The 23,067-nt window shown below is 59.2% G+C and carries 24 protein-coding genes; 9 read left to right on the plus strand and 15 right to left on the minus strand.

What is annotated here, in order from left to right; all coding sequences use genetic code 11:
• Positions 1 to 1,386: MFS transporter (locus GIV35_RS23950; RefSeq protein ID WP_236491443.1), on the plus strand; the 1,386-nt coding region annotated here is incomplete at its 5' end.
• Positions 1,387 to 1,518: 132 nt separating this feature from the next.
• On the plus strand, positions 1,519 to 1,980 hold the full coding sequence (locus tag GIV35_RS23955; protein WP_096144832.1) for a hypothetical protein: 462 nt from the start codon (positions 1,519 to 1,521) through the stop codon (positions 1,978 to 1,980).
• A 112-nt stretch (positions 1,981 to 2,092) separates the two neighbouring features.
• Here GIV35_RS23955 and GIV35_RS23960 read toward each other — a convergent pair whose 3' ends face one another.
• The 4 genes from GIV35_RS23960 to GIV35_RS23975 all read right to left on the minus strand — a co-directional run bounded on the left by GIV35_RS23960 (position 2,093) and on the right by GIV35_RS23975 (position 5,417).
• Complete coding sequence (locus tag GIV35_RS23960; protein ID WP_233475361.1) at positions 2,093 to 3,001, minus strand: aliphatic sulfonate ABC transporter substrate-binding protein; 909 nt, start codon at positions 2,999 to 3,001, stop codon at positions 2,093 to 2,095.
• A complete protein-coding gene (locus tag GIV35_RS23965) occupies positions 2,907 to 3,578 on the minus strand; it encodes a sigma-70 family RNA polymerase sigma factor (protein WP_329609902.1) in 672 nt (223 codons plus the stop codon). The genes GIV35_RS23960 and GIV35_RS23965 overlap by 95 nt, the downstream gene beginning before the upstream one ends.
• 108 nt (positions 3,579 to 3,686) lie before the next feature.
• Positions 3,687 to 4,478, minus strand: coding sequence for a phosphate/phosphite/phosphonate ABC transporter substrate-binding protein (locus tag GIV35_RS23970; RefSeq protein WP_213153330.1), 792 nt, complete (start codon positions 4,476 to 4,478; stop codon positions 3,687 to 3,689).
• 9 nt (positions 4,479 to 4,487) lie between these two features.
• Positions 4,488 to 5,417 carry a fatty acid desaturase gene (locus GIV35_RS23975; RefSeq protein ID WP_213153329.1) on the minus strand — a complete coding sequence of 310 codons (930 nt, stop codon included), beginning with the start codon at positions 5,415 to 5,417 and terminating at the stop codon, positions 4,488 to 4,490.
• A gap of 302 nt (positions 5,418 to 5,719) precedes the next feature.
• Here GIV35_RS23975 and GIV35_RS23980 point away from each other — a divergent pair, with 302 nt between their 5' ends.
• The gene (locus GIV35_RS23980; RefSeq protein WP_105228114.1) at positions 5,720 to 6,148 is read left to right on the plus strand and encodes a GNAT family N-acetyltransferase; all 429 of its coding nucleotides are present in this window, start codon (positions 5,720 to 5,722) and stop codon (positions 6,146 to 6,148) included.
• A gap of 56 nt (positions 6,149 to 6,204) precedes the next feature.
• Here the strand turns inward: GIV35_RS23980 and def are convergent, their stop codons facing one another.
• The 3 genes from def to GIV35_RS23995 all read right to left on the minus strand — a co-directional run bounded on the left by def (position 6,205) and on the right by GIV35_RS23995 (position 8,061).
• A complete protein-coding gene (gene def / locus GIV35_RS23985; RefSeq protein WP_034128513.1) occupies positions 6,205 to 6,744 on the minus strand; it encodes a peptide deformylase in 540 nt (179 codons plus the stop codon).
• Positions 6,741 to 7,694, minus strand: coding sequence for a YihY/virulence factor BrkB family protein (locus GIV35_RS23990; RefSeq protein WP_032895581.1), 954 nt, complete (start codon positions 7,692 to 7,694; stop codon positions 6,741 to 6,743). The genes def and GIV35_RS23990 overlap by 4 nt, the downstream gene beginning before the upstream one ends.
• A 181-nt stretch (positions 7,695 to 7,875) precedes the next feature.
• The gene (locus tag GIV35_RS23995; RefSeq protein WP_105228116.1) at positions 7,876 to 8,061 is read right to left on the minus strand and encodes a CsbD family protein; all 186 of its coding nucleotides are present in this window, start codon (positions 8,059 to 8,061) and stop codon (positions 7,876 to 7,878) included.
• 201 nt (positions 8,062 to 8,262) lie between these two features.
• Here GIV35_RS23995 and GIV35_RS24000 point away from each other — a divergent pair, with 201 nt between their 5' ends.
• Positions 8,263 to 8,640 (plus strand): hypothetical protein, encoded by a 378-nt coding sequence (locus tag GIV35_RS24000; protein ID WP_034134348.1) that lies wholly within the window; start codon positions 8,263 to 8,265, stop codon positions 8,638 to 8,640.
• Between the two features lie 163 nt (positions 8,641 to 8,803).
• On the opposite strand, the gene fadD1 is transcribed toward GIV35_RS24000, so the two are convergent.
• On the minus strand, positions 8,804 to 10,495 hold the full coding sequence (gene fadD1 / locus GIV35_RS24005; protein WP_200648295.1) for a long-chain-fatty-acid--CoA ligase FadD1: 1,692 nt from the start codon (positions 10,493 to 10,495) through the stop codon (positions 8,804 to 8,806).
• Positions 10,496 to 10,876: 381 nt separating this feature from the next.
• Positions 10,877 to 12,565: a long-chain-fatty-acid--CoA ligase FadD2 gene (gene fadD2 / locus GIV35_RS24010; protein WP_054918241.1), complete on the minus strand. Its 1,689-nt coding sequence runs from the start codon at positions 12,563 to 12,565 to the stop codon at positions 10,877 to 10,879.
• Positions 12,566 to 12,784: 219 nt separating this feature from the next.
• On the opposite strand from fadD2, the gene GIV35_RS24015 reads away from it, so the two are divergent.
• Both GIV35_RS24015 and GIV35_RS24020 read left to right on the plus strand, forming a co-directional pair.
• Positions 12,785 to 13,729, plus strand: a complete 945-nt coding sequence (locus GIV35_RS24015) for an alpha/beta hydrolase (RefSeq protein WP_236264641.1) — start codon at positions 12,785 to 12,787, stop codon at positions 13,727 to 13,729.
• Positions 13,730 to 13,785: 56 nt separating this feature from the next.
• The gene (locus GIV35_RS24020; protein ID WP_003193747.1) at positions 13,786 to 14,256 is read left to right on the plus strand and encodes a MaoC family dehydratase; all 471 of its coding nucleotides are present in this window, start codon (positions 13,786 to 13,788) and stop codon (positions 14,254 to 14,256) included.
• A gap of 147 nt (positions 14,257 to 14,403) precedes the next feature.
• Here GIV35_RS24020 and GIV35_RS24025 read toward each other — a convergent pair whose 3' ends face one another.
• The gene (locus tag GIV35_RS24025) at positions 14,404 to 14,871 is read right to left on the minus strand and encodes a ferritin-like domain-containing protein (protein ID WP_003193748.1); all 468 of its coding nucleotides are present in this window, start codon (positions 14,869 to 14,871) and stop codon (positions 14,404 to 14,406) included.
• 204 nt (positions 14,872 to 15,075) lie between these two features.
• Here GIV35_RS24025 and GIV35_RS24030 point away from each other — a divergent pair, with 204 nt between their 5' ends.
• A complete protein-coding gene (locus GIV35_RS24030; protein WP_003193750.1) occupies positions 15,076 to 15,312 on the plus strand; it encodes a DUF3820 family protein in 237 nt (78 codons plus the stop codon).
• Positions 15,313 to 15,322: 10 nt separating this feature from the next.
• Positions 15,323 to 16,498, plus strand: coding sequence for an aminotransferase class V-fold PLP-dependent enzyme (locus GIV35_RS24035; RefSeq protein WP_236264642.1), 1,176 nt, complete (start codon positions 15,323 to 15,325; stop codon positions 16,496 to 16,498).
• A gap of 205 nt (positions 16,499 to 16,703) precedes the next feature.
• Here the strand turns inward: GIV35_RS24035 and GIV35_RS24040 are convergent, their stop codons facing one another.
• From GIV35_RS24040 to zwf, 3 genes are read right to left on the minus strand one after another with little or no spacing between them, the layout of a single operon-like run.
• Positions 16,704 to 17,369 (minus strand): bifunctional 4-hydroxy-2-oxoglutarate aldolase/2-dehydro-3-deoxy-phosphogluconate aldolase, encoded by a 666-nt coding sequence (locus GIV35_RS24040; protein WP_236264643.1) that lies wholly within the window; start codon positions 17,367 to 17,369, stop codon positions 16,704 to 16,706.
• Positions 17,370 to 17,386: 17 nt separating this feature from the next.
• Positions 17,387 to 18,100 (minus strand): 6-phosphogluconolactonase, encoded by a 714-nt coding sequence (pgl, locus tag GIV35_RS24045; protein WP_034128520.1) that lies wholly within the window; start codon positions 18,098 to 18,100, stop codon positions 17,387 to 17,389.
• Complete coding sequence (zwf, locus tag GIV35_RS24050) at positions 18,087 to 19,553, minus strand: glucose-6-phosphate dehydrogenase (protein WP_034128521.1); 1,467 nt, start codon at positions 19,551 to 19,553, stop codon at positions 18,087 to 18,089. Before zwf ends, pgl begins: the two co-directional genes overlap by 14 nt.
• A 220-nt stretch (positions 19,554 to 19,773) precedes the next feature.
• Between zwf and GIV35_RS24055 the strand changes: the two genes are divergently transcribed.
• Positions 19,774 to 20,634 (plus strand): MurR/RpiR family transcriptional regulator, encoded by an 861-nt coding sequence (locus GIV35_RS24055; RefSeq protein WP_169856377.1) that lies wholly within the window; start codon positions 19,774 to 19,776, stop codon positions 20,632 to 20,634.
• Positions 20,635 to 20,747: 113 nt separating this feature from the next.
• Here the strand turns inward: GIV35_RS24055 and GIV35_RS24060 are convergent, their stop codons facing one another.
• Positions 20,748 to 21,593 (minus strand): D-hexose-6-phosphate mutarotase, encoded by an 846-nt coding sequence (locus GIV35_RS24060; protein ID WP_054896703.1) that lies wholly within the window; start codon positions 21,591 to 21,593, stop codon positions 20,748 to 20,750.
• 98 nt (positions 21,594 to 21,691) lie between these two features.
• Positions 21,692 to 23,038, minus strand: a complete 1,347-nt coding sequence (locus GIV35_RS24065; RefSeq protein WP_054918236.1) for a carbohydrate porin — start codon at positions 23,036 to 23,038, stop codon at positions 21,692 to 21,694.
• Between the last annotated feature and the right edge of the window lie 29 nt (positions 23,039 to 23,067).

Raw genomic sequence — 23,067 nt, forward strand, 5'->3', positions numbered from 1 at the left:
GTCTCAGACCCCACCCGCGCCGCCCACATCAGCGCCCGCATCGACCGCCTGCCCGCCGTCGCCACTATTTGGCGCCTGGTGGCGTTGCTCTCCATCGGCGGTTTTTTCGAGCTGTATGACCTGTTCCAAACCGCCTATATCAGCCCTGGCCTGATCAACGACGGAATTTTTCATACCGGCAGCGAAGGTGTTTTCGGCTTTTCGGACCAAGCCGCTTTCGCCTCGGCCACGTTCCTCGGCCTGTTCCTCGGCGCCAGCCTGCTCAGCCCCATCGCTGACCGCTTCGGGCGACGCGCGATTTTCACCTTTGCGTTGGTCTGGTACACAGTGGCCACAGTGTTGATGGGCATCCAGACCTCGGCCGTGGGCATCATCTGCATGCGCTTTCTGGTGGGCATTGGCCTTGGCATCGAACTGGTGACCATCGACGCCTACCTTTCGGAGCTGGTGCCCAAGCGCATGCGCAGTTCGGCGTTTGCCTTTGCGTTTTTTATCCAGTTTCTGTCGGTGCCGGCCGTGGCGTTGATGTCGTGGTGGCTGGTGCCACAGGCGCCGTTCGGTATCGCGGGCTGGCGCTGGGTGGTGCTCTCAAGTGCGGTGTTTGCGCTGTTTATCTGGCAACTGCGCAAGCGCCTGCCGGAGTCACCGCGCTGGCTTGCACAAAAGGGACGCTTCGAAGAGGCCGACACGATCCTGAACAACCTGGAGGCACGCTGCCAAAAGGATCACGGCAAGCCGCTGGACGAACCGGAACCCGAAGCGATCAGCGTGCAGGGCAATGGCCGTTTCGCCGACATCTGGCAGCCACCCTACCGTCGCCGCGCCTTGATGCTGATCGTGTTCCATGTGTTCCAGGCCATCGGCTTCTTCGGCTTTGGCAACTGGCTGCCGGCCTTGCTCTCGGGCCAGGGTGTCAGCGTGACCCACAGCCTGCTCTACGCCTTCATCATCACCCTCGCCTACCCGCTGGGCCCGCTGTTGTTCGTCAAGGTGGCCAACCGCTTTGAGAACAAGTGGCAAATTGTCGGCTCGGCCATGGGTGCAGTGATCTTCGGCAGCCTGTTTGCCCTGCAAACCACAGCGTTAGGGCTGATTTTCTGCGGGGTGATGATCACCTTCTGCAATGCCTGGCTGAGCTTCAGTTATCACTCGTACCAGAGCGAATTGTTCCCCACCAATATCCGTGCGCGGGCGGTCGGGTTCTGCTATTCGTTCAGCCGTTTATCCACGGTGTTCAGCAGCCTGTTGATCGGTTTTATCCTCGAGCACCTGGGCACGCCGGGCGTGTTGGCGTTTATTGCCAGCAGCATGTTGATCGTGATGATTACCATCAGTTGGTTTGGGCCCCGCACGCGCAACCTGGCGCTGGAGAACATCGCTCACTGACGGCAACGGTTGGCCGCACAAGGAGAAGGCTTGCCGCGCCGACGACGCCAGCCCCGGTAAACACTGGGGTCTGGCAACCGGCACAGTATTTGCTCCAGCTGTCGCACCGTCTGTTTTCATAGGTGAACGATCATGCTGGTTAACAACACTCAAGCGGCGTCGAACGTGCAACAGATCACGCGACCCGACATGGACCCCGCCAACGCCGCCGCCAGTGCGCTGTACAGCGGCGCCCTGCAGGCTGCGCAACACAGCGTGACAGTGCCCGCCGCGCAGAGGGAATTGGACAAGGCCAGCGATCGCATCGACGAAGCCTTCGCCAAGACCCGCGTGCAGTTACAGGCCACAACTAATGGGGCGCGTACCGAGTTCACCGAATACATGAGCAAGACCCCAGCCGAACGTATTCGTGAACAGTTACTCAAGGAACAAGGACTGACCGAAGAACAGGTGCAGGCGATGCCCCAGGACAAACAAGACGCCATCGCCAAACAAGTGGCCGAGCGTTTGAAGGAGCAGCAACAGCAGCAGGTGGCGGCGAAGGCCACTGCTTCGCCAGCCCAGACAATGAAAGAGACCCTGGCTGCGATCTGAACCTGTGGGAGCTGGCTTGCCTGCGATACAGACACCTCGGCTCATCTGATACACCGAGGTGTCTGTATCGCAGGCAAGCCAGCTCCCACACTGATCGGTTTAGCGGTCTGGCTCATGGATGACCAAGGGGCTTGAAGACAGCCTGCTGCACATCGACTTTTTTCGGGATCAGGCCGTTGGCAAAAAACAGGTCGGCGGTGCGTTGCTGGTTGGCAATGTCGATGGCCGCCAAGGGGCGGATCGGCTCGGGCGAGCGATGTTCGAAGTAGCTTTTGACCACCGCCGGTTGCAGGCCCAGGGTGCCGGCCATCAGCGTGATGCTCGCGTCAGGCTGATCAAGCGACAGGCGCTGCGCCTTGCCAAGCGTCTGGATAATCGTGGCGATGGCCTCTGGGTGCTGCTTGGCAAACGGGTGGTTGACCACGAAGAAACTGCCCGCAGGGTTCAACCCTTGCCCGTCCCGCAGCACGCGTGCCGAGCCGTCGATCACGGCGGCCGAGTAGTACGGGTCCCACACCACCCATGCGTCCACCTTGCCTTGTTCGAACGCGGCGCGGCCGTCGGAAGGCGACAGGTACACCACGTTCACATCCTTCCACTGCAACCCGGCGTGCAGCAGGCTTTTGAGGAACAGGTTGTGCGCACTGGAGCCCTTGAGCAATGCCACGCGCTTGCCCTTGAGTTCGGCCACGTTCTGCACGGTACTGGCCTTGGGCACCAGCACTGCTTCGGCCTTGCCCTCGTTGGGCTCGACGGCAAAATACTGCAAGTCGATCCCGGCCGCCTGGGCAAAGATCGGCGGGATATCGCCAATATTGCCGATGTCCAGGCTGCCGGCGTTGAGCGCTTCGATCAGCGGCGGGCCACCGAGGAATTCGGTCCACTGCACCTGGGTGCCCGGCAGTGCGGCTTCGAAGAGCTTGTGCTCACGGGCGAGCACCATGCTGACCGAGCTTTTCTGGTAGCCGATGCGCAGCGTGGAAGGTTCGGCCGCCGAGGTGGGTTGCGCCAGTACCGCCAATGCCAGCAGCGAACTGCCCAGCAGGTGTCTGATTGCTTTCATAAGTTGCCTCTTGGTGGTTCGATTCAGATTCAAAGTGAGCACCGTCAGTGTGGGATTCGAGGCCGGTAACAGCGCGGGCCATGTAGTCACTGACCGAGCGCTGGGAAATCCCCAGTTCGGCGGCAATCTGGGGGTAAGTCAGGCCGTTGACGCGAGACAACAGGAACGTCGTCTTGACCTTGGCCGGCAAGCGGTCGAGCGATAGATCGATGGCTTGCAGGGCTTCGAGTACCTGGGCCCGATCCTCGGTGCAGGCTGCATCGTCATCCAACGCAGCGAAGTAGGCACGCTCCAGGTCACGCCGGCGCCACACCTGGTACACCAGGCGCTGGGCAATGGTGGTAAGCAATGCGCGGGGCTGTCGTATCGGCGCTACCTGGGGTGCACTCAAGAGCTGGACAAACGCGTCGACGGCGATGTCTTCGGCGTGGGCACGGGAGTTGAGGTAGCGGTGCAAGCGGCTGCACAGCCAAGGGTAATGAATGCGAAACAGTGAGCCCACGTAGTCGCTGTGAGCACGATCGGCGCCGGACATAGTGGCTCCTTCTGAGTAGGTTGCGCGGTATGTCCGGTGTTCCGGTGGAGCGATCCTAGCAAAGCTTCTTATGCTTTAATAATATTTAAAACGTATTTTTATATAACCTTATTGAAGTACCGGATAGCCGATGCTGGCGGCTTTGCGCTGGTAATCCAACACCACCTGGTAGTCATCTTCGCTGGCAGGAAGCACAGCTCGCACACCGAGGGTTTGCGCCACCTGCGGCAGGTCCTGCAACGCCAGGTTCATCGCCTCACGAATCTGCGCTACCTGCGCATCGCTCAAGCCCAGCGCGCCTATGTAGGGCAAAGTCGGGCTCGGCGCGCTGCGGGCGATGACGCGCAGGCCCGCGACCTCTTCGGGGGCGAATCGGGCGAGGTAGTCGTAGGTGACGCTATCGATGGCGGCGAGGTCGGCGCGGCCTTCACGCAGCCAGCGCAAGCTCTCGCGATGGGCACCGCTGATGCCGACGCTGGCGAAGAAACGCCCGTCGCGCTGCAACGGCGCCAGGCAGTCACGCAGCAGGTTCATACCGCTGTTGGAGTCGTGGCCGTTGATCACGCCGCGGCTCTGGTAGAACTGCGCCAGGCGGGTACGCGGGTTGTCAGCGCGAGTCAACAGCAGGCTGCAATGTTCGCCGTGGCTGCTGTGGGCCAACTCGTAACGGGGGCGCCCAATGATGCGCACCTGGCCGCGCAGTTGGGTCATCAGCGGGTAGCCGCAGGTTTGGCTGACGAGCAATTGCGGCGCCAGCCACAGGCCGGGCAAGTCGAGGTGGTCGGCATCAAGACGATGCAGCTTCAAGCGCTCGAGGATGCGCGCCAGCCAGTGTTGATTGGCCTGCTGGATGGGCTCGGGCGCAACGTACATGCACAGGTCAGCGTAGTGCTCACTCATGGTCGCCTCTCAGGCAAACGGGTGCCGGGGACTGTCGATGGCCTTGAGGCCGTGGCGGCTGATCAACTGGCCGTACCCTTGCACCAGGAAACCACCGCTGCGCGCCAGCCACTGCTCGCGCCGGGCACGGTACACCCTGGGCAACAGGTACCACGGCAACATCGGCAGATCGTGGTGCACCAGGTGCAGATTGTTGTTGAGAAACAGCCAGGCCCAGGGCCAGGACGCTTCGTTGAGCACTGTGCGCTGTTCCGGCCGGGGATGGGGGCGGTGCTCATAGAAGGAACGGATCGAGGCCAGGGACAAGGCTGGCACGCTGACCAGCAGCAGGTAATGCCATACCGCAAGCGCGCTGTAGTAGGCGATGAAACTCAGCATCAGCACAGTGACGGCGCCGTGGGCCAGCCACATCGGCCATACCTGGGGCAGGCGTTGAAACTCGTGACGTGCCAACCGGCCAATGGCCAACGGCGCAGCCAGCAGGAAGCGGCCAAACACGGTCTTGGTCAGCCAATGCACGCCACGTTCGAACAGCGAGCTGTTGTTCCATTGCTGCTGATTGAGGTAGCGGCTTTCCGGGTCGATGCCCGGCAGGGTCAGGTCATGATCGTTATGGTGCAACAGGTGGCTATCGCGGTACAGCGTGTAGGGATACCACACCGCGAAAGGGGCATAGCCGAGGAGTTTATTCAGCCATAACGAACGGGTCGGGTGGCCGTGGAGCAATTCGTGCTGCACCGATAGCCACAGGGTCAGCAGCGGAATCAGCAGCAACATGCTCAGCCACAGGCCCAGCCACCGGCTGCCAAGGATCACCGCAAACCAGCCGGCATACACGCTGATCAACAGCAGCCAGGTCGGCCACTCGGTTCTTGCCACAAAGGTCGTCGCCAGGGCTTCGATTTCCCGGCGGTGGGTCGGATCAAGGTAATTGGCCATCGGCAGCTCAGAGCAGGTGTTTCCTGCTCTGTGCAATGAGGCGGGAAAATCTTGCAGATCGTTTGGTTCTAAGCGTGTAACTCAGTGACCGAAAAGGCCTGCTTCGGATTTTTTGGTCTTCTTGTCCGCGCGTTTTTCATCCGCGGTCTTTGCCGGTTTTTTCTTCGCGGCTTTCTTTGAATCCATACCTTTGGCCATGATGCATGCTCCACTAACAGGGGATGTAGCACTGGGTATACCACCTATTGCCCGGCAGAAGGCGCTTATAATCCCCTGCCCTGGATAACGCTTGTCTGAACCCCATGCCCCCATTGCACATCGAACCGCTGGCCGAGCCTCTATGGCCACTGCTGAACAAGTTTTACCGCAGCCACAATTCATCGATGAAAGCGCTCAAGGGCGGCCGTTTGTGGGTAGTGCGAGATGGCGAGATCGTGGCCGGCTTGTGCTTGAGCCCGGTGATGGGTGGGCAGTGGCTGACGGGGGTGTTTGTGGCGCCGACTTATCGTGGCCAGCAGCTGGCGGCGCGACTGATTGAAGAGGCCGTGGCAGGTTGTGAGGAGACTGTCTGGTTGCTGTGCCATCCGGACCTGGAAGGGTTGTATCAGGGCATGGGGTTCAGCCAGGACACGGTTTTGCCGCAATCGCTGAGTGAGCGGCTGGTGCGTTACAAGCGCAATAAACCGATGATTGCGATGGGGCTCAATGCCCCAGTCCTGAATAAACACTGATCCAATGTGGGAGCTGGCTTGCCTGCTCCCACAGTTGAACTGTGGGTTCAGAAGGGCTATTCGTCAGCCGTTGGGTCCAGCTCCGGGAACATCACTTCAATAAATCCGAATTTGCTGAAGTCGGTAATCCGCGATGGGTACAGCCGGCCGATCAAATGGTCGCACTCATGCTGCACCACCCGCGCATGGAAGCCGTCGGCAAAACGTACGATCGGCTCGCCTTTGGGGTCGAACCCTTCGTAGCGGATCTGCTGGTAACGGTTCACGGCGCCGCGCAGGCCGGGCACTGACAGGCAACCTTCATAGCCCTCTTCCTGCAGCGGGCTAAGCGGTGTGATCAGCGGGTTGATCAAGATGGTCTGCGGCACAGGCGGCGCGTCCGGGTAGCGTTCGCTGGCCTCGAAACCGAAGATCACCAGTTGCAGGTCCACGCCAATCTGCGGCGCCGCCAGGCCAACGCCGCCCACGTGCTCCATGGTCTGGAACATATCGTCGATCAGTTGCCACAACTCCGGGCTGTCGAACATTTCCGGCGGCACCGGCGGGGCGATACGCAGCAGGCGCTCGTCGCCCATTTTCAGGATTTCACGGATCATTGTTCAGGCTCGGTCATAGGCTTGGAGTGGTCCCGGCCTAAGCCTGAGACGTGTTGTTTTTCATCGGTGTGGCCCGGCTCGCCTATTTCCTTCTCACCGGGGTCCTTGCCCTCGGCAGACATATGCTCGATCACCGCGTTCATCTCCGCGCCCAGCAGCAGTACGGCGGCAGAGATGTAGAAATACAGGAGCAAGACAATGATCGCACCGATACTGCCATACATGGCGTTGTAGTCCGCGAAGGTCTTGACGTAGTAGCCAAAGCCCAGGGAGGCGACGATCCATACCACCACGGCCAAGACGGAGCCGGGGGTGATAAAGCGGAATTCCTGTTCGACGTCCGGCATCACGTAGTACATGAGGGCCACGGCGAACATCAGCAAGATCACAATCAGCGGCCAGCGCAGGATGGTCCACAGCGTGACCACGAATTCCTGCATGCCGATCTGCCCGGCCAGCCACTCCATGACTTGCGGGCCCAGCACCATCAGCGCGGCGGCCGCCAGCAGCATGCCGGCGATACCCACGGTGTAGAAAATCGACAGCGGGAAACGCTTCCAGATCGGCCGACCTTCAACTACATCGTAGGCGGCGTTCATGGCGCTCATCATCAGGCGCACGCCCGCAGAGGCCGTCCACAGGGCGATAACGATACCCACCGAGAGCAAGCCGCCCTTGGACTGCTGCAACTGATCGATCACCGGGTTGACCTGTTCCAGCGCCTGGGGAGGCAACACCAGCTCCGATTGCAGGCGCAGCCAACTGAAGAAGTCGGGCAAATGCAGGAAGCCGATCAGGGCAATGAGGAACAGCAGGAACGGAAACAAAGAGAACAGCATCTGGTAGGCCAGTGCCGAGGCGTAGGTAGGCATCTCGTCATCGACGAATTCCTTGATGGTGCGTACCAGCACCTTGTGCAGCTTGAGACCATCGAGTACTGGAAAAAGCATAGCGTCTCCTTTCGCCGCAAAAGAGGTTGAGTTCGTGGGCGACTCAGGGGCCGTTTTCTACATCAAAGTAGCCCATTTGGCGACTTTGAAACAATTTCGAAAGTTTAGTTGCAGCACCGGATACAAAAACGGCCATCCGTGGATGGCCGTCGGGCTGCTGGGGTCAGCCAGCCAGGACGTGTTACTCAGTGGCTTTTTTCACTGCGTCCTTGGTCTTGCCCACTGCTTGCTGAGCTTCGCCTTTTTTCTCTTGGATCATGCCTTCAGCACGCAGTTTGTCATTGTCTGTGACTTCACCGACGCCTTGCTTGATGTTACCGACAGCTTCGTTCGCCAAGCCCTTTACCTTATCGGAAGTGCTGCTCATGGTATTACTCCTGATAACAATCAAATGGTTTTTGGTCACTACGTAGCGGTTGACCTGAAGCGCAGCGGCAGAGTTTCAATTATTTTTGCGCAAGCATTTCATCGAAAGCGGCAGGTTTGGCTTTATGTTTTGCAGCCAACCCACGAGAATGCCCGGCACATTCAGGCTGCAACGCTGAATAACAGATCCCGTAGGAAGGTTATGAAACTCAATAAAGCACAGGCCATTGCCCGCAGAAACCAGGAACTGGGCGGTGCCGTACTCGGCGTCAACAACTGCCACTTCACCGACCTGGACCGCAAACGCAACATCTGGTGGTTCGACCTGCCGGTGGGGCGTATTGCCGTAGGCCAGTACGAGTGGATCCACCTGTTGATGCACAACGCCGACACCGACCAGTTGCTGCACCTGAAGGTGCCGACCGTGTTCCTGCGTGAAAAACTCGAAGGGCTGGTGGTACGCAATGCGGGCAAGCGCAAGCCAGAGATTACGCTGGAGCTAAGCGCGGATAAGGACTCGTTCTTGAAGGACGTACGCCCCGCCGGTGCGGGTGTGAGCTTCGCGCAGTTCGTGCTGTAACCCTGGTAACCCTGCGGGAGCGGGCTTGCCCGCGATGGCAGTGAGTCAGGCGATACAGCAGTGGCTGCTGTAGCGCTATCGCAGGCAAACCAGCTCCCACAGGGGGTAAGTGTTTCGCCAGCGCCCTCATAAGAAACCCCGCATCGGCGGGGTTTTTTATGGGTTACTTTTTAAGACCGAGTTTCTTCAGTTCTTCATCACGCAATTCACGCCGCAGGATCTTGCCCACGTTGGTGGTCGGCAGCGCATCACGGAACTCGACGGCCTTGGGCACTTTGTAGCCGGTAACGTTGGCGCGCATGTGTTCCATCACCTGGTCCTTGGTCAGGGTAGCCCCTGGCTTGACCACGATGAACAATTTGATGTGCTCGCCGGATTTTTCATCCGGTACGCCGATAGCCGCACACTGCAGCACACCCGGCAGGCCCGCCAGCACGTCTTCCAGCTCGTTGGGGTAGACGTTGAAGCCGGAGACCAGAATCATGTCCTTCTTGCGGTCGACGATACGCATGTAGCCGTCTGGCTGGATGATCGCGATGTCGCCGGTCTTCAGCCAACCCTCGCTGTCAAGCATCTCGTCGGTAGCGTCCTGACGCTGCCAGTAGCCCTTCATCACTTGCGGACCTTTCACACACAACTCGCCAGTTTCGCCCAGTGCAAGCTCGGTGCCGTCGTCGGCGATGACTTTACACGCGGTGGAAGGCACCGGAATGCCAATGGTGCCGATCTGGATGTGCTGGATCGGGTTGACCGTGGCCACCGGGCTGGTTTCGGTCATGCCGTAGCCTTCGCAGATAGCGCAGCCGGTCACAGCCTTCCAACGCTCCGCCGCAGCCAGTTGCAACGCCATGCCGCCCGACAGGGTGACCTTCAGCGCAGAGAAGTCCAGCTTGCGGAAACCCTCGTTGTTGCACAGTGCCACGAACAGGGTGTTGAGGCCGACGAAGCCGCTGAACTTCCACTTCGACAGTTCCTTGACCATCGCCGGCAGGTCGCGCGGGTTGCTGATCAGGATGTTGTGGTTGCCGATCAGCATCATCGCCATGCAATGAAAGGTGAAGGCATAGATATGGTAGAGCGGCAGCGGCGTGATCAGGATCTCGCAGCCTTCGTTGAGGTTGGAGCCCATCAGCGCCTTGCATTGCAGCATGTTGGCGACGAGGTTGCGGTGCGTCAGCATCGCGCCCTTGGCCACGCCGGTGGTACCGCCGGTGTATTGCAACACGGCTACATCGCCGCTGGCCGGGCTGGCATCGTTGACCGGCTGGCCATGGCCCTTGGCGAGTACGTCGTTGAACTTGATGGCCTGGGGCAGATGATAGGCCGGGACCATTTTCTTCACGTACTTGATCACGCTGTTGATCAGCACGCGCTTGAACGGCGAGAGCAGGTCGGCAACTTCGGTGACGATCACGTGCTTGACGGCGGTCTTGGGCACGACTTTTTCAGCCAAGTGCGCCATGTTGGCCAGGCAAACCAGGGCCTTGGCCCCCGAATCATTGAATTGGTGTTCCATCTCCCGCGCGGTGTACAGCGGGTTGGTGTTGACCACGATCAGGCCGGCGCGGATCGCACCGAATACAGCGACGGGGTATTGCAGAACGTTGGGCAGTTGCACGGCGATTCGATCGCCAGGCTTCAAATCGGTATGCTGTTGCAGATACGCGGCGAATGCGCCGGACAATTCGTACAGTTCACCGTAGGTGACTGTCTTGCCCAGGTTGCTGAAAGCCGGTTTGTTGGCGAAGCGCTGGCAGGACTGCTTCAGTACCGCCTGAATATTCGGATACTCGTCTGGATTGATCTGTGCAGCAATCCCGGCGGGGTACTTATCCTTCCAAAAGTCTTCATTCATGGAAGCCCACTCCTCAGCGACGCGAATTCATCATCGCATTTGATGCGATTATTATTGGTGTATGTTTTTAGGTGAGTCTGGCGCTTTCAAGCAGGCCTAGAAGTCACAAAGCGCGCCGAGAGTAGCAGCTTTGCCAAGGGCCGCCTAGAGCCAAAAGAGGGCCCTACAGTCATAAACATGACTCAAGAACATCCAATGGTCACTTTTAGAGCAAAAATTCTATAACGCCAGAAATGGCTCTAGAACAGGCTCTCAAGGGCGAAAAATACAGTGTGGGAGCTGGCCTGCCTGCGATAGCGGTGGATCAGTCAATTCAACAGGCGACTGAAACACTGCTATCGCGGGCAAACCAGCTCCCACATTTTTGTACCCTATTTCAATTCAAGCGATGTCGCGCAACTCCCGGCGCAGAATTTTCCCCACCGGCGTCATCGGCAACGACTCTCTCAACACAATATGCTTGGGCACCTTGTACCCTGTGAAGTTGGCCTTGCAGTACGCCTTCAGTTCCTCGAGGCTCACCCCCTGGGCCCGCGCCACCACGAACAGCTTTACCGCCTCCCCCGTGCGCTCGTCCGGTACGCCGATCACGGCGCAGTTGGCCACGGCCGGGTGGGCCATGATCACGTCTTCAATTTCGTTGGGGTACACGTTGAAACCCGAGACGATGATCAAATCCTTCTTGCGATCCACAATACTGATATAGCCATCGGTGTCGATCACCGCAATGTCACCGGTCTTCAACCAGCCATCGGCGTCCAGGGTTTCGGCGGTGGCGGCCGGTTGCTGCCAGTAGCCCTTCATCACTTGTGGGCCCTGGATGCACAGCTCGCCGCGCTCGCCCAATGGCAGTTCTTGCCCCAGGTCATCCACGACTTTCATCGCCGTACCCGGCACCGGGATGCCCACGGTACCCAGGCGCGACAGGCCTCCATAGGGGTTGGTACTGGCCACTGGCGAGGTTTCGGTGAGTCCGTAGCCTTCGCCGATGGCGCAGCCGGTCACCGCTTTCCAGCGTTCCGCCGTAGCCTTGACCAGGGCGGTGCCGCCAGAGTTGGTAATCTTCAGGTGGGAGAAATCCAGGGTCTTGAAATCCGGGTGATCCATCAGCGCCACAAACAGTGTGTTGAGCCCCAACAGGCCGGAGAACTGCCACTGTTTGAGCTCCTTGATAAACCCGCCGATGTCCCGTGGGTTGGTGATCAGCACGTTGTGGTTACCGGAGACCATCATGCACATGCAATTGGCCGTGAAGGCATAGATGTGGTAAAGCGGCAGCGGTGCAATCATCACCTCCTGCCCTTCCTTGATCAGCGGATGGCCGTCGTCGCCCAGTTGCGACATGCACGCCCGCACTTGCTGCATGTTCGCCACCAGATTGCCGTGAGTGAGCATCGCGCCCTTGGCCAGCCCAGTGGTGCCGCCGGTGTATTGCAGCACGGCGACGTCGTCCAGGGTCACCGGATGGCGCGTCACTCCAAGGCCCGCGCCCATGCGCAGGGCGCGCTTGAACGACACCGCCCGTGGCAGGTGATAGGCCGGGACCATCTTCTTCACCTTGTCGACCACGGTGTTGACCAGCCAGCCTTTAGCGGCGGGCATGAAATCGCCCATCCTGGCTTCGATCAGGTAGTCGATCTCCGTGTCGGTGCACACCTCCTGCACACGTGAACCGAACAGGTTGAGGTAGACCAGCGCCCGCACACCGGCATCCTTGAACTGATGGCGCATCTCGCGCGGCGTATAAAGCGGGTTGGTGTTGACCACGATCAGCCCGGCGCGCAGTGCGCCGAACACCGCAACCGGGTAATGCAGCACGTTGGGCAGCTGCACCGCGATGCGCTCGCCGGGCTTGAGGTCGGTGTGCTGCTGCAGGTAACCGGCAAACGCCGCACTCTGGCGCTCAAGCTCGGCGTAGGTGAGGGTAATGCCCATGCTGCTGAATGCCGGACGGTCGGCAAAGGTCTTGCAGGAACGCTCGAAGACCTCGATCACCGACTTGTAGGTGCTGAGGTCGATGGCATTGGGGACTCCCGCCGCGCGTTTGTCATTCCAGAAATCAGGTTGCATTATTCTTGTCCTCTTTACCTGAGTGTGTCCGGCCGCTGCCATGCAGATGTGCAGCAATAAGAAGCGGAGCTTTGGGGAAGTTAGCAGCTATGGCCAAACAGGCAAGACGCTGAACTGTGTCATTGATTGTATGAATCTTGTACCTAAGGCGTAGGCAGATACCCCGCCTCACGCCGGATGAGCTATACAATGCCACCACCCTGAGCAAAGGAAGCCGCCATGAACCACAGCACCTTCTGGCTGACCGCGAACGACCACACCCGTCTGTACGTCAACCAATGGATGCCCGACGGCCCGCCCAGGGCCGTGGTGATGATTTCCCATGGCATGGCCGAGCACGGCGGTCGCTATGCGCGCCTGGCGCAGGCGTTGTGTGGCGCAGGGTATGGCGTATATGCGCTGGACCAGCGTGGGCATGGCCGTACCGCCGAGGCCGGCACCGTTGGGCTATATGCTGAAACGGATGGCTGGAACAAAGTCGTGGGCGATCTGGCCAGCCTTAATCAGCACATCGGCCAACAGCACCCCGGGCTGCCGATCATCTTGCTGGGCCACAGCATGGGCAGCTATATCTCCCAGGCGTACTTGCTGCATCACAGCGCCAGCTTGCATGGCGCAATACTCAGCGGCTCGAATTTCCAGCCGGTGGCCCTCTACCGTGCAGCGCGAATCATTGCGCGCATCGAGCGTGCACGCCAAGGCCTGCGAGCGCGCAGTGCGTTGATCGACTTCTTGTCGTTCGGCTCATTTAACAAAGCCTTCAAACCCAATCGCACCGCCTTTGACTGGCTCAGCCGCGACCCGGTTGAAGTGGACAACTACATCAACGACCCACTCTGTGGCTTTCGTTGCACCAATCAACTGTGGATCGACCTGTTGGGCGGCTTGCAGCAGATCAGCAAAGTCTCCAACCTGGCGCAGATTGATCCCGGCCTGCCGATCCTGGTGATGGGCGGCGATCGTGATCCGGTGAGTGAAGGCAAGCGTCTCAAGCACCTGGCCCACGCCCTGCGTGAGGCCGGTTGCCAGGACGTGCAATTGACGCTTTACCCGCAGGCGCGCCATGAAGTATTCAACGAAACCAACCGTGATGAAGTCACCGCCGACCTGCTGACCTGGCTCGACCAGGCGCTGGCGTTGCGCAGGCCCACCCGCTGCGAATAGTTTTTGCTTTAAAATCAGCCGATTAATTACCGTTAAGCCACAGGATGCACGTTGAGATGACCCAGGTAACCAACACCCCGTACGAAGCGCTTGAAGTGGGCCAGACTGCCAGCTTCAGCAAAACCGTCGAAGAGCGCGATATCCAGCTGTTCGCCGCCATGTCGGGTGACCACAACCCGGTGCACCTGGACGCTGAATACGCCAAGGCGACCATGTTCAAGGAGCGGATTGCCCACGGCATGTTCAGCGGCGCGCTGATCAGCGCGGCGGTGGCCTGCGAGTTGCCTGGGCCAGGCACGATCTATATCGGCCAGCAAATGACCTTCCAGAAACCGGTGAAGATCGGCGACACCCTGACCGTGCGCTTGGAAATCCTCGAGAAACTGCCGAAGTTTCGCGTGCGCATTGCCACTCGGGTGTTCAATCAGCGTGATGAGTTGGTAGTCGATGGCGAGGCGGAAATTCTGGCGCCACGCAAACAGCAAGTCGTGACCCTGACCGAGCTGCCGCCAATCAGCATCGGCTGATCTACATTCCAGCCTTTGCATAAAAAAATGTGGGAGCGGGCTCGCCCGCGATTGCGGTGTATCAGCCAATACAACAGTGACTGATCCACCGCTTTCGCGAGCAAGCCCGCTCCCACACTAGGTCCAGCGTAGGTCTTACCTCAGGTCTTACGACTGAGCGCGAGCCTGGTTACGCAGGGCTTTTACCTGGTCGTGGTTACGCTGTACACCGTGGTACTGACGCTCAACCAAGTCACGAATGCCCACCAGGTTGTGCTTGTTGATCTTCTCGATCGCTTCCTTGTAAGCCTTCAGTGCGTGGTCTTCACCGCGCTCGGCTTCGTTCAATACGGCCTCTTCGTCCTTGCCGGTGACCATCGACTTCACGTCGACCCAGCCACGGTGCAAGGCGCCGGCCATGCTGCCGGAATCTTCAGGATCGCCACCCAAGGCACGCACAGCAGTTTTCAGTTCAGCAGCGGCTGTCGCGCAATCAGCGGAGCGCTTTGCAAACAGGGCCTTGAGTTCTGGATGCTTGATGTCTTCAGCGCATTCCTTGAAACCCTTTTGGCCGTCGATGCTGGTCTCGATCAGGTCGTTCAGTACGGAGATCGATTCTTTGTTGATATCAGTCATTTTTCAATTCCTTGTACGGGTTAGAAGGTTGCCTTGGTTATTGCAGCGCCCGTGCCAGGTTTATAAAAATTATTTTTATGTTTATTTTCAATATCTTACGAATTATTGAACCATCTGTATGTTGGTTATTTGCATGATCTGTCATTTGGCCTTCATGCAGAATGCCTGTATTTTCGAAAGCCTGGCCTCAACCCTACGACGCTCATGAATCCCGAAAAACTCGAACTGCTGATCACCCGCCAAATGCCCTTTGGTAAATACAAAGGCCGGATCATTGCCGACCTGCCTGGGCCCTACCTGAATTGGTTCGCCCGTGAAGGTTTCCCCCACGGGGAACTGGGCGGTTTGCTGGCCTTGATGCAGGAAATCGACCACAACGGCCTGTCCGAATTGCTTGAACCACTGCGCGCCAAACATGGCAGACCCGCCCCCCGCCACTGAGAGACTCACCATGCCAAGGAATGCCGATAACGAACCGCACTGGCACGCCATCGCCCAGCGCTATGAATACGAGCCCGGCCCGATCAACCTGGAAAACGGCTACTTCGGGCGCATGAGCCGGGCGGTGCAGGCCCAGTACCTTGAGCACATCAGCTTTATCAACCGCAGCAACTCTGTGCATGTGCGCCAGCGTTTTGAGCAGGGTGAAAACAACGAGATACGCCGCCAGTTGGCCGGGTTGATTGATGTCGACCCCGAATCGGTCGCTTTCACCCGTAACGCTACCGAAGCCTTGCAGTCACTGATCCGCAACTACAACCGCCTGCAACCCGGCGACCAGGTGCTGATCAGCGATCTGGAATACGACACGGTCAAAGGCGCCATGCGCTGGCTGGCAGCGACTCGCGGCGTGGAAGTGATAGAGGTGGTCCACACCCACCCGGCCAGTTTCGACAGCCTGGTGCAGACTTATCACAATGTGTTTGTGCAGCACCCACGTCTGAAATTAATGGCCTTGACCCATGTGACCCACCGTACGGGCCTGGTCATGCCGGTTGCGGCCATTGCCAAGGCCGCGCGCGAACGCGCAATCGACGTGATCCTCGACGGCGCCCACGCCTTGGGCCAGATCGACTTCAACCTGGCCGAACTGGGCATTCAGTTCGCGGGCTTCAACCTGCACAAGTGGATCGGCGCGCCGCTGACCCTGGGCTTTTTGTACATCGCACCGGAGCGCCTGGCCGATATCGACCCGGATATGGGCGAGTTTCACTACCCAGCCACCGATGTGCGAGCGCGTACGTCCTATAGCACGCCGAACTTTCCGGCGCTGATGACCTTGCCCCTGGTGTTTGAAGAGCATCGACAGTTGGGTGGCGCTGCGGCCAAGGGCGCACGCGTCAATTACCTGCGCAACCTGTGGGTAAACCAGGTACGGCCGTTGCCGGGGATTGAAGTGCTGACCTCGGATGACCCGCGACTGTACTGCGGGATCACAGCCTTCAAGTTCATCGGGCGTGATCAGCAGACGATGGTGGACCGGTTGCTCAAGGAGCACGGCCTGTTCACCACCACGCGCACGGGGGCAGCGTTTGGCACCTGTATCCGGGTGACGCCGGGGCTGTTGACGTCGGCGGCGCACATCAATGTACTAGTCCACGCGATCACCAAACTAAACACCGTTTAAAACTGTGGGAGCTGGCTTGCTTGCGATAACGGTGTATCAGCCACAGATGGGCTAACTGATAAATGGCTATCGCAGGCAAGCCAGCTCCCACCTTCAGAGCGGCGATGTGCTTGAGGTTTTTTTACAGGCAAAAAAAAGCGGCACACCGACCAAGTGCGCCGCAAAAATGCCGTTAAGCACAGCAACAACGATTCGATAAATCAGTTCAGTCCAGCAGCGCCAGCGCCTGGGCAGTGACTTCCTGGATACGCGCCCAGTCGCCGTTCTTGACCCACTCCGGATCCAGCATCCAGCTGCCGCCCACGCACATCACGTTTTTCAACGCCATGTAGCTCTTGATGTTGGCCGGGCCAACACCGCCAGTCGGGCAGAATTTGACTTCGCCGAACGGGCCGCCGAGAGCCTTGATGGCAGCAACACCACCGCTGACTTCAGCCGGGAACAGCTTGAAGCGGCGATAACCCAGGCCGTAGCCTTCCATGATTCCGGAGGCGTTGCTGATGCCCGGCAACAGTGGGATCGGGCTGTGTACCGAGGCTTCCAGCAAGTCACGGGTGATGCCGGGGGTGACGATAAATTGCGAGCCTGCCACTTCTGCCGCGTCGAGCATGTGACGGTCGAGCACGGTACCGGCACCGGTGCACAGCTCAGGACGTTGCTCGCGCAAGACCTGAATGGCCTTGAGGCCGAACTCGGAACGCAGGGTCACTTCCAGCGCGGTCAAACCGCCAGCGGCCAGGGCGTCAGCCAACGGCAGGATGTCCTGCTCGCGGGCGATGGTGATCACCGGCAGGATCCGCGCCTTGGCGCAGAGGCTGTCGATCAAGGCAACTTTATCCGCCATGGACACGGTCGGTTGAGGGCTTTTCATAGCGGCTGATCCTTGGCTCATGGGCACCAGTAAATCTCTAGAGTAGGTTGCAAAAACGCGCGAATCGGCATGGCAGCAACATCGTCGCTGGCCAGCGCGGCGCTCAAGGTGGTCAATTTCGAACTGCCGGAAATCGACAGCACGGTGTAGCTGGCCGTGGCCAGCAGCGCACGACTCATGGTCAGGCGCTGGTGCGGCACAGTGGGCGCCAGCATCGGCCAGCAACGGCGGGTACCGTCGGCCTTCAGCGCTTCGCTCAGGTTAGGGCTGTTGGGGAACAGCGATGCGGTGTGGCCATCATCGCCCATGCCCAGCACCAGCACATCAATGGCTGGCAACTCGCCCAGCAGGCGATCGGCCTGCTCGGCAGCGTCTTCAAGATTGGCAGCGGGGCTGTACAGGCTCAGGAACTTCGCCTTGGCCGCCGGACCTTGCAGCAAGTGTTGCTTCAACAGGCCAGCATTGCTGTCGGCATGTTCGACCGGCACCCAGCGTTCATCGGCCAGGGTGATGGTGACCTTGGACCAATCCAGGCCCTGCTTGGCCAGGTTCTGGAAAAACGCCACGGGGCTGCGGCCACCGGACACCACCAACGTCGCCTCGCCACGGGCACTGATGGCCGAGCGCAGTTGCTCAGCCACGTCATTGGCCAGGCCATCGGCCAGCAGCGCAGGCGTACGGTACTCATGGGCAGTGACGCCCTGAGGCAGTTTCAATTCAGATATCGCCATACCACGACCTCCCATCCCGCGTGATCAGTGCAATGGAGCTCATCGGCCCCCAGGACCCCGCCGCATACGGCTTGGGCGCATCACCGGATTTTTTCCACCCGGCGATCAACTGGTCACACCACTTCCACGCGGCTTCGATTTCATCTTTGCGAACAAACAGGTTCTGATTGCCGCGCATCACTTCCAGCAACAATCGCTCGTAGGCATCGGGGATGCGTGCGCTGCGATAGGTGTCGGAAAAATTCAATTGCAGCGGTCCGCTGCGCAGTTGCATGCCTTTGTCCAGGCCCTGCTCCTTGGTCATCACACGCAGGGAAATACCTTCGTCCGGCTGCAGGCGGATGATCAGCTTGTTGCTGATCTGCAGACGCTGCTCCGGGGCGAAGATGTAGTGGGACGGTTCCTTGAAGTGAATGACAATCTGCGACAGTTTTTGCGGCATACGCTTGCCGGTACGCAGGTAGAACGGCACGCCGGCCCAGCGCCAGTTACGGATATCGGCACGCAGGGCAACGAACGTCTCGGTGTCGCTCTGGGTGTTGGAGTTGTCTTCTTCCAGGTAACCCGGCACGGCTTTACCAGCGCTGTAGCCGGCGATGTACTGGCCACGGACTACCTGAGTGGTCAGGCCCTCGGGGCTGATCGGCGCCAGCGCCTTGAGCACCTTGACCTTCTCGTCGCGGATGCTGTCGGCGGACAGGTCGGCAGGCGGGTCCATGGCAATCAGGCAAAGCAGTTGCAACAGGTGATTCTGGATCATGTCGCGCAGTTGGCCAGCCTTGTCGAAGTAACCCCAACGGCCTTCGATGCCAACCTGCTCGGCCACGGTGATTTCCACGTGGGAGATGTAGTTCTGGTTCCACTGGGTTTCGAACAGGCTGTTGGCGAAACGCAGGGCGATCAGGTTCTGCACCGTCTCTTTGCCCAGGTAGTGGTCGATGCGGTAGGTGCGGTTTTCCGGAAAGAACTGCGCCACGGCGTCGTTGACCTTGCGCGACGACTCCAGGTCCGAACCGATGGGTTTTTCCAGCACTACGCGGGTATTTTCCGCCAGGCCGACCTTGGACAGGTTTTCGCAGATCGCGCCGTACACCGCCGCCGGGGTGGCGAAATAGGCAATCAGGCGTTGCTCGCTGCCGGCTTTTTCGGCCAGGGCGACGTAGTCGTCGGCCTTCATGAAGTCGACATGCACATAAGCCAGGCGTGCGAGGAAACGCTGGGCCACGGCTTCGTCGAGCTCTTTGCCGACGTATTTACGCAATTCTTTTTCGATATGGGCCAGGTGTTGCTGCTCGGAGCCGGCTTCACGGGCCAGGGCCAGGATGCGTGTGTCGTCGTGCAGCAACCCGGCGCCATCGAGTTGATAAAGGGCAGGAAATAACTTGCGCAGCGCCAGATCACCCAAGGCGCCAAACAGGGCAAAGGTGCAGGGTTCCACGGTTATCGAAGGCATGATGTTTGTTCTTTTATCAAGTTAAGCTACAAATACCTTTTTTCAAGGCATCACTCAAGGAAAAATGTAGTAATAACCACAACATTTTCCCGAAATACGCATTGCGAGTGGTGGTGTTCAGCTACCCTCAGTAGGATAGGCCACCGCGAAAAGCCACTCATCGATTGGTTACCGCCTTTTTATTTGCATCGTCGCCCGAAGGAAAGACTGAATGGACCGCGTGCGAAATCTTCTGGAACAGATCCGGAACCGCCTCGAAGAATTGAACAAGGCCGAGCGCAAAGTCGCTGAAGTGATCCTGCTCAACCCGCAGCAGGCCACACGCTTCTCGATCGCCGCCCTCGCCCAGGCCGCCTCGGTCAGTGAACCGACGGTCAACCGCTTCTGCCGTTCGTTCGGTGTCAGCGGTTACCCTGAACTCAAATTGCAGTTGGCGCAAAGCCTGGCCAGTGGCGCCGCGTATGTCAGCCGCGCCGTGGAGGCCGATGATAACCCCGAGGCCTACACCCAGAAGATCTTTGGCAGCGCCATTGCCTCCTTGGACAGTGCGTGCCAGGCCCTGGACCCGGCGCTGATCAGCAAGGCCGTGGACTTGTTGATCCAGGCGCGGCAAATCCACTTCTTTGGCCTCGGCGCTTCGGCCCCCGTAGCCATGGACGCGTTGCACAAGTTCTTCCGCTTCAACCTGGCGGTGACCGCCCATGCCGACGTGCTGATGCAACGCATGATCGCCTCGGTGGCGCACACCGGTGAGTTGTTCGTGATCATTTCCTACACCGGCCGTACCCGCGAGCTGGTGGAAGTGGCGCGTATCGCTCGGGAAAACGGTGCGTCAGTGCTGGGCGTGACCGCCGAAAACTCGCCGCTGGCCAAGGCCAGTACGGTGAGCCTGAACATCCCGTTGCCGGAAGACACGGATATCTACATGCCGATGACTTCTCGGATTATCCAATTGACGGTATTGGACGTGTTGGCAACGGGTATGACCCTGCGTCGCGGAGTGGATTTCCAGCCGCATTTGCGCAAGATCAAAGAGAGTCTGAATGACAGCCGGTATCCGGTTGGGGATGAATTCAACTAGCAGGTAGCTCTACCAGCAGTACCGGCGCTATCGCAGGCAAGCCAGCTCCCACAGGGGAATGCATTCCAAAGGTGGGAGCTGGCTTGCCTGCGATAGCGCCATCAGCCACACCGCTAAACCCCTGCCCTGGCCTGCAAACTCAAGTGGGCCCTCTCCCCCGGCGCCAGGCTCGCCGCCGCCATCGCCGCCTCTACGCACACAAACCCCGACGCTTCGTTAAAGCTCACGCCCAACAGCGGCCGGCTCCCCGGGTGCCACACCACCGTGTCGGCGCTGTCGCCGGTGTCGATGCACAGTTCACGCTGCCAGGCGTGGTCCTTGAGCTGCAATTCGCCCTCATGCTGGAACACCCGCTGGCATCCGCCATCGACCCGCAATTCACCTTCCTGCTGGCAAACCTGGCGATTGAGCTGGTCGTAACCTTGTGCTCCTTCTAGCCCAGACAGCGCTACCTCATCAACGTGACCAATACGCCAGTAAGCGTGCAATGCATGACTCAACTGGCACGGCAGCTCGTCGTGATGCTCGGTGCTCAGGCGCAGTTCCAGGGTGTCGCCCAGGTGCGCGTGCAAATCCACCTGCCAGTCGCACAGCTGCAATTGCCAATGCAGGCGCACGCCGTCGTCATCGGTGCTGCTGTCGAGCAGTTTCCAGTCGATCAAGCGGGCCCATCCGTGGGACGGCCAGGCATTTTCGCTGGGGTGGCGGCCATACCACGGCCAGCACACCGGTACGCCACCACGGATAGCCCCGACTTGCGGCCATTTGGCGGCACACCACAGCCACGGCTTCTGGCCCGTAGGTTGAAAGTGCAGCAATTGCGCGCCCTGGCGACTGAACACCGCCTGGCACAGCGGATGGTCGATCACCAACACATCGCGCATCTGAAAGCGCTCCCAGGCGAACACCGGACGCTCGCGCAGGGATTTGAAAAAGCGTTGCAGCGGTTGCTCGTGCATGTGCCCAGGTCCCGAATATCACAGTGCCACGCAAAAAAAAGCGGATAGCCATGGCTACCCGCAAATGCGCACAGAGAGAGGAGCTTATCGCAACAGCGTTAGAACGTAGACTGAATTTTCAGGCCCGCTACCAGCGCGTTGTCGACTTTATCCACGCCGCCAGGCTGGACAACGTACTGCAGGTTCGGACGCACAGTCAGCCAGTTGGTGACGTGGAAACCGTAGTTGAGTTCGACGTTGTATTCAGTCTCACGAATCGGCGTGTACAGCGGATTGTCGTAGTCGCTCACACCATTGGCGGCGTTGAGCAATTGAGAGTTCTTCTTCACGTCATCGTTGACATGCAGGCGAGCGACGCCAATGCCGACGTCATCTTTTGGACGCGCGTCGAATGGGCCTTTGTACACGAGCATCAACGACTGGTAGTTGTCGACCAGGTTGGTTTCCTTGTCATGGAAGGTCGCGTTGGCTGCAATGTTCAGGCCACGGGAAGCGTCGCCGTTATGGGTGGTGAGTTGCTGTTGCGCAACGAACCAGTAGCCTTTCTTGCTGCTGCGGGTACGGAAGTCGGCGCCGCTGAGGACCGCATCGTTACCGTTGACGTCTTCACGTACATCCGGAGCATCGGCCGCACTTTTATAGAAACCCACACGGTATTCGCCCGGCAGGTTATTAACCTTCGGCGACCAGACCAATTCCACCGGAATCACGGTGCCCTTGGTACCACTGCCGCTGAGTTTGAAGCCGTTGCCGTGCTCCAGCTGCGACGGGTTCTGGTTGTAGGCACCGATTTGCGCATACAGCTCAGGCGTGATGTTGTATTTCACGCGGATAGCGGCCTGGGCGACCGGCCAGTTGTACCAGGTATTGACGTAGTTACCGACCTGCGAGCCGCAGAACGACAGGTTCTGGAAGTCACAAGGGAAGGTGTTGAAGTCTTCGCCTTCACCGAAGTAACCGAGCTTCACGTCCAGCTTGTTGTCGAACATCTGGTGCTGAATCCAGAACTGGGTCAGACGCACCATGTGGCCACGGCCATACACTTCTTGCGAGGAACTCAAGGTGCCGGCACGCGGGTCGCCAATGCGGTCATTGGAGATGTTCTGGCCATTACGATTGGTCAACTGGATCTTGGCCTGGGTGTTATCCCAGCCCCACAGTTTTTGCAGGTCCAGCGCCACGCCCAGACCGAACTGGTCGGAGTAACGACCGGTCTTGTCGTCGTTGTAGCCGCCGTGGGCGTTGTAGCCCATCTCGCCCACGTAGTCGGCCTTGATGTCGATACCTTGCTCGATCAGCTTGGTACGCTCACCGCCCCAATCGCCGGTCATCCACTTGGAATCGGCGCTGAATGCATCGGCCGCCATCGCATTGGCGGACAATACAAGGGCTGCTGCCGCTGACAGTTGGCAGATCAGCCGGGTGTTGTTGTGTTGCTTTTTCATCCCTACATCCTCGTCTTTATTGTTATTAA

The sequence above is a fragment of the Pseudomonas sp. PA-1-6B genome, from assembly GCF_021609545.1.
Lineage (GTDB): Bacteria > Pseudomonadota > Gammaproteobacteria > Pseudomonadales > Pseudomonadaceae > Aquipseudomonas > Aquipseudomonas fluorescens_BV.